This is a genomic window from Crenobacter sp. CS_VA4 (genome assembly GCF_055597485.1).
Genome location: NZ_JBVMAE010000010.1, coordinates 20,319 through 33,518 on the forward strand (window position 1 = coordinate 20,319; position 13,200 = coordinate 33,518).

Consider the following 13,200-nt stretch of genomic DNA (forward strand, 5'->3'; position numbering starts at 1 on the left):
CCTATTTCTTCCGTCGCAAATGCGCGAGCAGATCGACCACTTTGGCACTGCGTTCGCCCGCATAGGAACTCGCCAGCCCTGAACCGGATGGCGGTGTTGAAGGCTCAACCGGCGGCACGGGTTTGGCCGGGTGCAGCAGCGCATTCAGATGCCCACGTTCGATCCACCGTTCGATGAGCCTGTGAATGCGGATTCCTGCAACGCGTTTCGCCGCAGAAACGGAGGTCTTGTCCGCCGCCTTCTGCTTCCGGGCCGCTTTGACGATCGTATTGATGTGCTTGTCCAAGCTCGAGGCGCTTTCGAGCGTCGAGTGCCGTTCCGCAGGAGGAACCTGCTCGATGATCGCCAGCATGTCGACCACTTCCTCCAAGCGGAAATTTCGATACCGCGTCTCGGAGGCCCGAAGCTGGCAGCGCATGAAAGACTTGTCCTGGCCCTGTAGCCAGATGTATTCGGTCGACCAGGGGTCGTACCAGACTTCAATCGACGTACGCCCTTTGTTCCTGGCCCGCGCGAACCAGTTGGCCGCGACCGCCTCTGCGGAGGTATAGAGCATGCCCCGCACCGCAATCCCGCCGGCCTGGATCGAGCCCTTGGTATGGGGCAAAAGATGCAGGTAGATCGACTCGGCCGGTAGAAGATTCGGCTGGGCCAGACCTTGCTGGAGACCCCAGTTCCACATCTTGATCGGCACTGGCTCCACCCCATCCCGGATCATGTCCTCATCCAGATAGTCGGGCAGCCAATGATGCTGGTTGTAATGGAGGATGCTGCGGATGATGATTTGTGTGAACTGCTCCAGATCCAGCGTCGCATCCAGGCGAACATCGCGCTCCCCGCATACCTTGATACGATCGCGCACCGCGCCCGGGATCCAGTGAATATGGGCCGTCTGGTTCAGGAGCCGGAAGCGACTCTCCACGATGGCTTTCCAGTCCGGTCGGTAAGGCGGCGTGCTGATCAGGGTCACCCGTAACCCTTTGACCAGCGCAGCTTGTGCATCTGCCCCCAGCATTTCTCCTCGATCCCCAACCAGTTCCCTTGGAAAGTAATGGCAAGGCCAATCCTCGGGGGTGATCGTGATAGCGTGCGCCTGGCAGAAGGCCACTTTGTCGGTGAAGGCGTTGAAGAGCGCATGCCGCGCCCCGTCCCAACTCGGCCCCTCCAGCCCGATGAACACCCCGACGATCATGCCGGAAAATACGTCGACCACGACATAGACCACCGGCCGTCCGATGATCCAGTCACGACGATAGCGGCTGACCAGGTAGACATCCGCCACCGTGGCGTCGATCTCAAAACGCTGGCCGGGACCTGTCACCCCCTCACGGGCACGACCTCTCAGCCCGCGGTTCTCCCGTTCCCAGTTCCGTTCGCCGCGTCGCCCCCGCAGCACCGCGATATCGTCAAAGGCCTTCTTGCCCCAATACTCGAACTGTCGTTTCGAAGGCAATTCCGACAGGGGGCGCAATTCAACTTCACCGCTCTCGCCACCACTGAGCGGCTTCTCAGCCCGATAAAAATGCTGAAGCAGTTTTCGATACGCGTCCGCGATCGTTGCAGTCTTGCCATGTGCGTAAAGGGCAAAACCGATTTTGATCGCCTGCTTATCGAACTCGGTCAGGATCCCCTTCTTGAGCGCCAAGATTTCGCCAAGGTAGCGCGTTGGTCGCCCTGGCTGCTTTCCATCCTGGAATGTCCTTTCCTTCCCCGGTGCCCCACTGCGGAATCGATCGGGCAGCAAGGCATTCTGGAGCGAGCCATAGAGCCAGTAGCGATACAGCAGGCGGTAGAGGGTTTTACGAGGGACACCTTGCTCCTTGGCACAGGAGGAGACCATCTGTCCCAGCATCCTTGGATAGAAAATCAGACCCTGCACCTTGGCCTGCAACAGCGGCTGGATCCGTCTCCAGTTACGGTCCCGGGTCTCTTTAGCATGCTCGGGCAATGATTCCTCGACCGCCAACATGAATGGCGGCGACGCCACTTGGACAGGACGTAGATCTCCCGACTCGAACCGTGCCTTCACACTCTCTAACGCGAGTACCCAAGGTTTCCTCGGCGGGGTTTCGATGGAGATGAAGGTGACGAATCCGGCTTCGCGGTCCAGCCACAGAATACGAGCGGGAATATCGAAGGGCGCCTCGCCGCTCACCGATTCGAACACCTCGTTGACGACCGGTTGAAAGCTCATCTCAAGCCACTCGAGGAGATGCCGAAGCGGATGCCGCCCCATCATCGCGGTGGAACGTCAGCAAGGGAGTTGGCTGCGTCAGTTTGAGCGGCTGGGTACGCAGGTCGAATCGGATGGTCTTGATCCAGACCAAGTGCTTGAACAAGGCGATCGCCTGGGGGTAGGTGAGGTGAACCGCGTTCCCCGCCGTCCGCAACAGGGAGGACAGCATGCGCTCGCTTCCGGACAGGTCTTCGAGCACCTCGAGGAACGGCAGGCGGAGCTCCGCCCCGCCGAGGTCGGCGGGAGTCAAGGCGCCTTCGCTGAGCCACGCGAGATTGTGGAGCGTTTCCTTACCGATACAGGCCTCGGTCACCAACTGCCAATCATTCGCCCCCCAAAACTCCCGTTCGATCTCGAGCTTCTCCAGCGTGCGCTGCACATCGGGATTCCCAGGGGAAATGTCGGCCTGATACTTCACTGCTCTAGCAGCCAAACGCCTTAACCCCTGGTCGTCGAGGTAGGTCACCAGGAAGTCTGTGCTCAGGACAAAGGGAACGCGGGTCGAAACGTAACGGGGATAGTCGATGCCGCGCTCAGCCGCGATGCGCTGGGCTGACTCCACCGGCAGCAACGGGTATTGCTCCCGGATATCGACGACTTGCTCGGAAAACTCCAGCACCAGCAGGTAGGCGTATTCCAGGTCAGAGAGGGTGTGATAGACACGGTCGACCTTGATCCCAGGCACCTGGCGCGACCGACCGTGGGAAGGCACGTCTTGGACACGCACCCAAGGCTTGTAGCGTTCTCCTTCACCCTGGCCGTAGCCCTGCGCGATGTAGCGATCGATGTCCGCTTGGGTGAGAAAACGACGCCCCCTCACCATAACCTCCGGTAGATCAACAGCTTACCGGGACTATAGGTCGGGGGCGATTTGTGTCAAGTTCTATTGTTTTGTGTCAAATTATATTGTGTTGTGTCAAATTCTATTGTTTGTTCACAACAATATCTTTCGGCCAACCTTGCGCTTATTCGACCGTGACCGACTTGGCCAGGTTGCGCGGCTTGTCGACGTCGGTGCCGCGCGCCAGCGCCGCGTGGTAGGCGAGCATCTGCACCGGAATCGCGTGCACCACCGGGCTGAGCACGCCGACATGGCGCGGGGTGCGGATCACGTGCACGCCTTCCGACTCGCTGAAGTGGCTGTCGAGATCGGCGAACACGAACAGCTCGCCGCCGCGCGCACGCACTTCCTGCATGTTCGACTTCACCTTTTCCAGCAGGCTGTCGTTCGGCGCGATCACCACCACCGGCATGGTGTTGTCGACCAGCGCCAGCGGACCGTGCTTCAGCTCGCCGGCCGGGTAGGCTTCGGCGTGGATGTAGGAGATTTCCTTCAGCTTCAGCGCGCCTTCCAGCGCGATCGGGTAGTGCAGGCCGCGGCCGAGGAACAGCGCGTGATCCTTGGCGGCGAATTTCTCGGCCCAGGCCTTGATCTGCGGCTCCAGATTCAGCGCGTGCTGTACGCTGCCCGGCAGGTGGCGCAGGTCGTCGAGGAAGCCCGCTTCCTGCTCGACCGTCACTCGGCCACGCTGCTTGCCGAGCGTCACCGCCAGCGTGAACAGCGCCACCAGCTGGGTGGTGAACGCCTTGGTCGAGGCGACGCCGATCTCGGCGCCGGCACGAGTGTAGAACACCAGTTCCGACGCCCGCGGGATCGCGCTCTCGCGCACATTGCAGATCGACAGCGCGTTGCGGTGGCCCAGCTGCTTTGCGTACTTGAGCGCCTCCATGGTGTCGAGCGTTTCGCCCGACTGCGAGATGGTCACCACCAGGTGCTGCGGGTCGGCCCAGGCGTCGCGGTAGCGGTATTCGCTGGCGATCTCGACGTCGCACGGCACGCCGGCGATGCTCTCGATCCAGTACTTGGCGGTCAGCCCGGCGTAGTAGCTGGTGCCGCAGGCGAGTATCTTCACGCCGGAGAGCTGCGGCAGGATCTCGGCGGCACGTTGGCCGAACAGATTGGCCGAGAAACCGGCGTCGAGCACCGCTTCGATGGTGTCGGACAGCGCCTTCGGCTGCTCGTGGATTTCCTTCTGCATGAAGTGGCTGTACGGGCCGAGCTCCAGCGAGGCGAGCGACACGTCGGACAGGTGTACGGCACGCTCGACCGGCTGGTCGTGCAGGTCGACCAGCTTGACGCCGTCGCGGGTCAGGTGACCGATGTCGCCCTCTTCCAGGAAGATCACCTTGCGGGTGGCCGACAGGATCGCCGACACGTCCGAGGCGATGAAGTTTTCGCCTTCGCCGAGGCCCACCAGCAGCGGGCAGCCCATCCGTGCGCAGATCAGCTCGTCCGGACGGTCGAGCGCGATCACGCCGATCGCGTAGGCGCCGGTCAGCTCGCGCACCGCACGGCGCACCGCCTCGAACAGGTTGGCCGACGTCTTATAGTAGTGATGCACCAGATGGGCGATCACTTCGGTGTCGGTCTGCGAGGTGAAGCTGTAGCCGAGCTGCTTCAGCCGCTCGCGCTGCTCTTCGTGGTTCTCGATGATGCCGTTGTGCACCACCGCGATCCGGTCGTGCGAGACGTGCGGGTGCGCGTTCGGCTCGGTGACGCCGCCGTGCGTCGCCCAGCGGGTGTGACCGATGCCGAGCTGGCCATGCAGGTTTTCAGCGGCGGCGGCGTTCTCCATCTCGACGACGCGGCCGACCCGGCGCACGCGGCGGATCTGGTCGCCATCCAGGACGGCCACACCGGCCGAATCGTAACCGCGGTACTCGAGGCGCTTCAGGCCTTCGACCAGTACCGGCACCACATCACGCGCTGCAATCGCACCGACAATGCCACACATGGAAATATCCTCGTTCGGGGCAACGCCCCGGCAAAAATCATCAAATTATTCTGCGCCGGCCAGGCGGCGAACCCCGCCCTTGGCCGAAACCGCCATTATGCCAGAGCCTTACTGCTTCTTCTGCGGGCGCTGCCAACCGGCCAGGGTCACCTGACGGGCGCGCGCCACGGTCAGCGCCTCGGCTGGCGCGGTCTTGCTGATCACCGAGCCGGCGCCGATGGTGGCGCCGTCTTCCACCGTCACCGGCGCGACCAGCATCGTACCGGAGCCGACGAAGGCCTGGTCGCCGATCACGGTCTTGAACTTGTTCACCCCGTCGTAGTTGCAGGTGATGGTGCCGGCGCCGATATTGCTGCCCGAGCCGATCGCCGCGTCACCGATATAGCTCAGGTGATTGACCTTGCTGCCGACGCCGATGCTGCTCTTCTTCACCTCGACGAAGTTGCCGATGTGCACCCGTTCAGCCAACGTTGCGCCCGGACGCAGTCGGGCGTATGGGCCGATCCTGCAGCCGGCGCCGACCACCGCGTCTTCCAGATGCGAGAACGGCGCGATCTGCGTGCCGGCGGCGATGGTGACGTTCTTCAGCACGCAGTGCGCGCCGATGCTCACTCGGTCGCCCAATTCGACCTTGCCCTCGAACACGCAGTTCACGTCGATGCTCACGTCCTGGCCATGGGTCAGTGTGCCGCGCACGTCGATCCGCGCCGGGTCGGCCAGCGTCACGCCGGCGAGCAGCAGCTCGCGTGCCTGGTTGTGCTGCAGGATGCGTTCCAGTTCGGCCAACTGCAGCTTGTTGTTGACGCCGGCCGCCTGCCAGCTGTCGGCGACGCGCACCCCGTGCACGGTGACGCCGTCGCGCACCGACAGCGCGATCACGTCGGTCAGGTAGTACTCGCCCTGCGCGTTGCCGTTGTTCAGCTCGCCGAGCCAGCCGGCCACCCGCGCGGTCGGCAGCACCAGCATGCCGGTGTTGATCTCGGTGATCGCCCGCTGCTCCGGGCTGCAGTCCTTGTCCTCGACGATCGCCTCGATGCCGGCGGCGCCGCGCACGACGCGGCCGTAGCCGGCCGGGTTGGCGAGCACGTCGGTCAACAAGCTCGCTTCGTCACCGGCGGCGGCGACCAGGTCGACCAGCGTCGTCGCGGTGGTCAGCGGCACGTCGCCGTACAGCACCAAGGTCTTGCCGGTCTCGGGCAGGTGTGGCAGCGCCATCTTCAGCGCGTGACCGGTGCCCAGCTGTTCGGTCTGTTCGGCCCACAGCACGTCCTCGTCGCGGATCGTCGCGCGCACCTGCTCGCCGCCGTGGCCATACACCACCACGATGCGCGCCGGTTTCAACGCGCGCGCGGTGCCGATCACCCGCGCCAGCATCGGTTCGCCACCGATCGGGTGCAGCACCTTGGGGAGGGAGGAATACATGCGCTTGCCTTTGCCGGCAGCGAGAATGACGATACTGAGTTGGTCCATGGATTGAGATCGAACAGCCAGGAAGAATAAAGAAATGGGCTACCCGCAGGGGTAGCCCATTATAACCACGAATCGAATCCGTGCTTTTAACGCGGACGACGACGGAGGTAGTCGAGCGTCTTCAGTTCGGCGATCGCCACCGCCAGCGCGGCGTGAGCCGCGGCGGTGGACTGATCGTCAGCCGCCTTCAGCAAGGCATCTTCGGCAGCCCGCTTGGCCTCGTTGGCCTTCGCTTCGTCAAGATCCGTCCCGCGGATGGCCGTGTCGGCCAGCACTGTCACCAGGCTAGGCTGCACTTCCATCATGCCGCCGGATACGGCGACCAGGACTTCCTTGTCCTGACCCGGCACCGTCAGGCGCAGCACGCCCGGTTTGATGCGGGTCAGGAGCGGCACGTGACGCGGGTAGACACCGATTTCGCCTTCTTCGGCCGGAGCCACCAGAAACTCGGCTTCGCCCGAATAGATCTGCTCTTCGGAGCTAACCACTTCCACCTGCATCTTGGCCATGAGCCGTCTCCTTAGTTAAAGACTCTTGGCTTTCTCGGCAGCTTCTTCGATGCCACCCACCATGTAGAACGCTTGTTCCGGCAGATGGTCGTATTCACCGCTGAGAATGGCCTTGAAGCCCTTGATCGTTTCGCGCAGCGGCACGTATTTGCCCGGCGAACCGGTAAACACTTCGGCCACGTGGAACGGCTGCGACAGGAAACGCTGGATCTTACGAGCGCGCGCCACGGTCAGCTTGTCTTCCGGCGACAGTTCGTCCATGCCCAGAATCGCGATGATGTCGCGCAGCTCCTTGTATTTCTGCAAGGTGGCCTGCACGCCGCGCGCTATCGAGTAGTGCTCGTCACCGACGACCAGCGGGTCGAGCTGACGCGAGGTCGAGTCGAGCGGGTCAACGGCCGGGTAGATACCCAAGCTTGCGATGTCACGGGACAGTACCACGGTCGCATCCAGGTGGGCGAAGGTAGTGGCCGGCGACGGGTCGGTCAAGTCATCCGCAGGCACGTAAACGGCCTGGATCGAGGTGATCGAACCGGTCTTGGTCGAGGTAATGCGTTCCTGCAGACGGCCCATTTCTTCGGCCAGCGTCGGCTGGTAACCCACCGCGGACGGCATACGACCCAGCAGCGCCGATACTTCGGTGCCGGCCAGGGTGTAACGGTAGATGTTGTCGACGAAGAACAGCACGTCACGACCCTTGCCCGACTCGTCCTTCTCATCGCGGAAGTGTTCCGCCATGGTCAGGCCGGTCAGTGCCACGCGCAGACGGTTACCCGGCGGCTCGTTCATCTGGCCGTAGACCATTGCCACTTTATCAAGGACGTTGGAGTCCTTCATTTCGTGGTAGAAGTCGTTGCCTTCACGGGTACGCTCACCGACGCCGGCGAACACGGACAGACCCGAGTGCGCCTTGGCGATGTTGTTGATGAGCTCCATCATGTTCACGGTCTTGCCCACACCGGCGCCACCGAACAGGCCCACCTTACCGCCCTTGGCGAACGGGCACAGCAGGTCGATCACCTTGATGCCGGTTTCCAGCAGCGAGGAAGCCGGTGACAGTTCGTCGAACTTCGGGGCGATCTGGTGAATGGCGCGACGCTGTTCGGTCACGACCGGACCGGCTTCGTCCACCGGGTTGCCCAGCACGTCCATGATGCGGCCCAGCGTGCCCTTGCCGACCGGCACCGTAATCGGTGCCTTGGTGTTGGTCACGCTCATGCCGCGCTTCAGACCGTCCGAGCTGCCCATGGCGATCGTGCGGACCACGCCGTCGCCCAGCTGCTGCTGGACTTCGAACGTCAGGTCGCCGTCGACCAGCTTCAGGGCATCATAAATCTTTGGCATGGCGTCGCGCGGAAACTCCACGTCGACGACCGGGCCAATGATTTGTACGATTTTGCCTTGGCTCATTATCGGTTCCTAAACTCAATAAACTTGTACAGGCTGTCGCTACGGTTACACCGCGGCGGCGCCGGAAACGATTTCGGACAACTCGGTAGTAATCGCCGCCTGGCGCGACTTGTTGTACACAAGTCGCAGCTGCTTGATGGCGCTACCCGCGTTGTCGGTGGCGGCTTTCATCGCCACCATCCGCGCTGCCTGTTCCGAGGCCATGTTTTCGGCCATCGACTGGTAGACCACCGATTCCAGGTAGCGACGCACCAGGAACTCCAGGACCGCGAGCGGATTCGGCTCGTACAGATAGTCCCAGGAGTGGGTGTGCTCGACCACCATGTGTTGCGGGGTCAACGGCAGCAGCTGCTCGATAACCGGCTCCTGCCTCATCGTATTGATGAAGCCGGAGTACACGATGTAAATCACGTCCAGTTCGCCGTCGGCAAACTTCTTGAACAGCACCGTAAGCGGGCCAATCAGTTTTTCCATCTTCGGCACATCGCCGAGCTGGATCGCGCTGGCCACGATATTCATCTTGGCGCGCTGGCAGGCCGACAGGCCCTTCGAACCCAGGCAGCACACGTCGACTTCGACGTTGGCGTCCCTGAGTTCCTGCACCTTGCCGAAGAAGCGCTTGAGCGAGTTGGCGTTGAGGCCGCCGCACAAACCCTTGTCGGTGGTGATCAGGATGATGCCAGCACGTTTGATGGTCTCAGGCGTTGCCAGCAGAGGGTGTTCCACGTCCGTATTGGCCTGAGCAAGGTGCGCCATAACCGTGCGCACCTTCTCGGCGTAAGGACGGGCAGTGCGCATACGCTCTTGCGTCTTGCGCATCTTCGAGGTCGACACCATCTGCATTGCGCGGGTGATCTTCTGCGTGTTCTGCACGCTTCGGATCTTGGTGAGAATCTCTTTACCGACTGCCATGTCCTGAACCTTTCACTTTGGCTAACTAGTAGTGTCTACGTTGGCCGAAAGACTCAGTTGTAGCTGAAGCCGGCTTTGAACGATTCCATCGCCTTGACCAGCACCTGCTCGTTGTCGCCCGAGAGGTCGCCCTTCTCGTTGACGGCCTTGAGCACATCGGCGTTGTTGGCGCGAACGAAAGCCAGGAAGGCGGCTTCGAAGTCCAGCGCCTTTTTCACCGGCACGTCTTCGTAGAAGCCCTTGTTCACCGCCCACAGCGTCAGCGCCATTTCGGCGGTCGACAGCGTGGAGTACTGCTTCTGCTTCATCAGCTCGGTCACGACCTGACCGTGCGACAGCTGCTTGCGGGTGGTCTCGTCCAGGTCCGAAGCAAACTGCGCGAACGCCGCCAGTTCACGGTACTGAGCCAGCGCCAGACGGATACCACCGCCGAGCTTCTTGATCACCTTGGTCTGCGCCGCACCGCCCACGCGGGATACCGAGATACCGGCGTTGATCGCCGGACGGATACCCGAGTTGAACAGGTCGGTTTCCAGGAAGATCTGGCCGTCGGTAATCGAAATCACGTTGGTCGGTACGAACGCGGACACGTCGCCGGCCTGGGTTTCGATGATCGGCAGCGCGGTCAGCGAACCGGTCTTGCCCTTCACGGCGCCGCCGGTCAGCTTTTCGACTTCGTCGGCGTTGATCCGGGAAGCGCGCTCGAGCAGACGGGAGTGCAGGTAGAACACGTCACCCGGGTAGGCTTCACGGCCCGGCGGACGGCGCAGCAGCAGCGAGATCTGACGGTAAGCCACGGCCTGCTTGGACAGGTCGTCGTACACGATCAGCGCGTCTTCGCCACGGTCGCGGAAGTATTCGCCCATCGCGCAGCCGGAGTACGGGGCGATGAACTGCAACGCGGCCGCTTCGGAAGCGGTCGCCGCGACGATGATGGTGTGACCCATCGCGCCGTGCTCTTCCAGCTTGCGTACCACGTTAGCGACCGACGAGGCCTTCTGGCCGATCACAACGTAGATACAAATGACGCCGGTGCCTTTCTGGTTGACGATCGCGTCCAGTGCCACGGCGGTCTTGCCGGTCTGGCGGTCGCCAATGATCAGCTCACGCTGGCCACGGCCGATCGGCACCATCGAGTCGATCGACTTCAGGCCGGTCTGCATCGGCTGGTCTACCGACTGACGCGCAATCACGCCCGGGGCGATCTTTTCGATCGGCGAGCTGTGTTTGGCTTCGATCGGGCCCTTGCCGTCGATCGGCTCACCCAGCGCGTTCACCACGCGGCCAATCAGTTCCGGGCCGACCGGCACTTCCAGAATGCGGCCGGTGCAGGTGACTTCGTCACCTTCGGAAATGTGCTCGTATTCGCCCAGCACCACGGCACCTACGGAGTCGCGCTCCAGGTTCATGGCCAGGCCAAAGGTGTTGCCCGGGAATTCGAGCATTTCACCCTGCATCACGTCTGCGAGGCCGTGGATACGAACGATACCGTCGGTCACCGAAATAACCGTACCCTTGGTACGGACTTCGGCGCCTTCGGCCAAGTTCTGAATCTTGGCCTTGATCAGATCGCTGATTTCAGAGGGGTTCAACTGCATGATCTCTCCTATTTCTTGAGGCTAGCCGCCATGTCGTGCAGTTTGCCGCGAACCGACGCATCGATCACGTCGTCGCCGACCAGCACCCGTACCCCGCCAATCAACTCGGGGCTGACGCGCACGTCAAGACGTACGGTCTTGCCGTACTTCTTGGAAAGCGTGTCGGTGAGGTCGGCTTGCTGTTCGCCGGTCATCGGGAAGGCGGTTTCTGCCAGAGCATCCAGCACACCCTCCGCTTTAGCCTTGAGCAGCTCAAACTGTGTGGCAATTTCCGGCAGCAGCAACAGGCGGCCATTGGCGATGAGCGTGGCCACTAGGTTCTTCACCTCGGCGGTGTCACGCTCGCCACCCAGCACGTTAAGCACCAGCGCCTCAATCTCTTGAGCGGTATGTTTCGGCTCAGTGACAAACTCGATCACCGCCGGGTTTTGCACCATGGCAGCGAGCCACGCGAGCGCCTCGGACCAGGCGCCGAGGCGTTGTTGCTCGTTGGCCAGGCTAAATACCGCTTCGGCGTAGGGCCTTGCTACGGTAGTAAGTTCTGCCATGAATTGATTACAACTCCGCTTTGATGGAGGCCAACAGATCAGCGTGCTTGGCAGCGTCGACTTCTTTGCGCAGGATCTTCTCCGCGCCGGTCACTGCCAGGACAGCCACCTGTTCGCGCAGTGTTTCCTTAGCGCGCAGGACTTCCTGATCGATTTCGGCCTTGGCGTCAGCCACCAGACGCGCGCCTTCCTGGCGTGCGGTCTCGCGAGCTTCTTCCACGATCTGGTTGGCACGCTTTTCAGCGCCCAGCATGATCTCGGTCGACTGCTGACGGGCTTTGCTCAGCTCGTCGGCCACGCGTTTCTCGGCAACCAGGAGATCCTGTTTGCCTCGTTCCGCGGCGGCCAAGCCATCGGCGATGCGCTTGGCACGCTCGTCCATCATGTTGGTAAGCGGAGGCCAAACAAACTTCATGGTGAACCACACCAGGATGGCGAAGGTGATCGCCTGACCCACTAGTGTTGCGTTGAATTCCACGCTTGTTTTCCTCCAGGAGTGTGATTACAACAACCGTCCCACTTCTGGGGAATTAGGCGCCAGCGCCTGCCTTAACAGCGGCCAGAGCAGCGGTCAGGAACGGGTTGTTGAAGGTGAACAGCATCGCAACACCCACACCGATCATGGAGATCGCGTCCAGCAGACCAGCGATAATGAACAGCTTGGTTTGCAGAACCGGAACCATTTCAGGCTGACGCACCGAGCTCTCGAGGAACTTGCCACCGAGGATGGCGAAGCCCAGAGCGGTACCAACAGCGCCAAAGCCAATGATCAGGGCTGCGGCCAGTACGGTCATCGACTGGATCTGAGAAACGAGTGCTTCCATTTAAATCTCCTAAGACTTTAAAGCAAGGATGGTTGGTAAAAAGGTGAAACGTTAAACAAAATCGGGACAGCTTAGTGCGCTTCGACCGCCAGGCTCAGGTACACGATGGTCAACATCATGAATATGAAGGCCTGCAGGGTAATGATCAGGATATGGAAGATCGCCCACGGCGCGCCCAGCGCCCACTGCCCCCAGACCGGCAACAGCGCGATCAGGATGAAGATCAGTTCGCCCGAGTACATGTTGCCGAACAGACGAAGCGACAGCGAAAGCGGCTTGGCGACCAGTTCGACCAGCTGGAAGATGAAGTTCACCGGGGCCAGGATGATCGCGCCGATCGGGTTGCTGGCATGGAACGGTGCGGTCAGCAGCTCCTTGGTGTAGCCGCCCGCGCCCTTGGCCTTGATCGAGAAGGCGACGATCAGGATCATCACCGACAGCGACATCGCGAAGGTGGCGTTCACGTCGGCGGACGGCACGACGCGCAGGTAGACGTGATGCGGCTCCATGCCGAAGAAGGTGTGGCCGATCCACTGGGCCGCCATCGGGAACAGATCAACCGGGAACAAGTCCATGAAGTTCATCATGAACACCCAGCAGAAGATGGTCAGCGCCAGCGGGCCGACCACTTTGCTCTTGGGGTGGAACACTTCCTTGACCTGGGTGTTGACCATGTCGATGACCATCTCGACAAACAGCTGCAGGCGGCCCGGGTTTTCCAGGCTGGCGCGACGGGCTACGCCGGCGAACACCGCCAGGAAGATGAAGCCGAGCAGCAGCGAGATGGAGAAGGTGTCGACATGGAGGCTCCAGAAGCCGCCGGCTTCATGGCTGGAGTTCCAGAACGTCAAGTGGTGCTTGATATAGTCAGTCGCGTTGCTTGCCATTGCTTATATTC

12 protein-coding genes are annotated in these 13,200 nt (G+C 61.7%); all 12 read right to left on the reverse strand.

All coding sequences use genetic code 11. The features are described from left to right. Position 1: 1 nt before the first annotated feature. On the reverse strand, positions 2–2,194 hold the full coding sequence (locus tag ACZ2IA_RS11120; RefSeq protein ID WP_470292647.1) for a TnsB C-terminal domain-containing protein: 2,193 nt from the start codon (positions 2,192–2,194) through the stop codon (positions 2–4). 1 nt (position 2,195) lies between these two features. Then, on the reverse strand, positions 2,196–3,056 hold the full coding sequence (locus tag ACZ2IA_RS11125; RefSeq protein WP_470292648.1) for a TnsA endonuclease N-terminal domain-containing protein: 861 nt from the start codon (positions 3,054–3,056) through the stop codon (positions 2,196–2,198). 145 nt (positions 3,057–3,201) lie between these two features. Then, on the reverse strand, positions 3,202–5,031 hold the full coding sequence (gene glmS, locus ACZ2IA_RS11130) for a glutamine--fructose-6-phosphate transaminase (isomerizing) (protein WP_470292649.1): 1,830 nt from the start codon (positions 5,029–5,031) through the stop codon (positions 3,202–3,204). Positions 5,032–5,139: 108 nt separating this feature from the next. Then, positions 5,140–6,501, reverse strand: coding sequence for a bifunctional UDP-N-acetylglucosamine diphosphorylase/glucosamine-1-phosphate N-acetyltransferase GlmU (gene glmU, locus ACZ2IA_RS11135; RefSeq protein WP_470292650.1), 1,362 nt, complete (start codon positions 6,499–6,501; stop codon positions 5,140–5,142). Between the two features lie 86 nt (positions 6,502–6,587). Beyond that, positions 6,588–7,010 carry a F0F1 ATP synthase subunit epsilon gene (locus ACZ2IA_RS11140; RefSeq protein WP_470292651.1) on the reverse strand — a complete coding sequence of 141 codons (423 nt, stop codon included), beginning with the start codon at positions 7,008–7,010 and terminating at the stop codon, positions 6,588–6,590. Positions 7,011–7,025: 15 nt separating this feature from the next. Further along, on the reverse strand, positions 7,026–8,420 hold the full coding sequence (gene atpD, locus ACZ2IA_RS11145; RefSeq protein ID WP_470292652.1) for a F0F1 ATP synthase subunit beta: 1,395 nt from the start codon (positions 8,418–8,420) through the stop codon (positions 7,026–7,028). Between the two features lie 45 nt (positions 8,421–8,465). Next, positions 8,466–9,332 (reverse strand): F0F1 ATP synthase subunit gamma, encoded by an 867-nt coding sequence (atpG, locus tag ACZ2IA_RS11150; protein ID WP_470292653.1) that lies wholly within the window; start codon positions 9,330–9,332, stop codon positions 8,466–8,468. A 53-nt stretch (positions 9,333–9,385) separates the two neighbouring features. Further along, positions 9,386–10,930 (reverse strand): F0F1 ATP synthase subunit alpha, encoded by a 1,545-nt coding sequence (gene atpA, locus ACZ2IA_RS11155; protein ID WP_470292654.1) that lies wholly within the window; start codon positions 10,928–10,930, stop codon positions 9,386–9,388. Between the two features lie 8 nt (positions 10,931–10,938). Further along, on the reverse strand, positions 10,939–11,478 hold the full coding sequence (locus ACZ2IA_RS11160) for a F0F1 ATP synthase subunit delta (RefSeq protein WP_470292655.1): 540 nt from the start codon (positions 11,476–11,478) through the stop codon (positions 10,939–10,941). Positions 11,479–11,485: 7 nt separating this feature from the next. Further along, positions 11,486–11,956, reverse strand: a complete 471-nt coding sequence (locus ACZ2IA_RS11165; protein ID WP_470292656.1) for a F0F1 ATP synthase subunit B — start codon at positions 11,954–11,956, stop codon at positions 11,486–11,488. A gap of 52 nt (positions 11,957–12,008) precedes the next feature. Next, positions 12,009–12,302, reverse strand: coding sequence for a F0F1 ATP synthase subunit C (gene atpE / locus ACZ2IA_RS11170; protein ID WP_470292657.1), 294 nt, complete (start codon positions 12,300–12,302; stop codon positions 12,009–12,011). 71 nt (positions 12,303–12,373) lie between these two features. Then, positions 12,374–13,189 carry a F0F1 ATP synthase subunit A gene (atpB, locus tag ACZ2IA_RS11175; protein ID WP_470292658.1) on the reverse strand — a complete coding sequence of 272 codons (816 nt, stop codon included), beginning with the start codon at positions 13,187–13,189 and terminating at the stop codon, positions 12,374–12,376. Between the last annotated feature and the right edge of the window lie 11 nt (positions 13,190–13,200).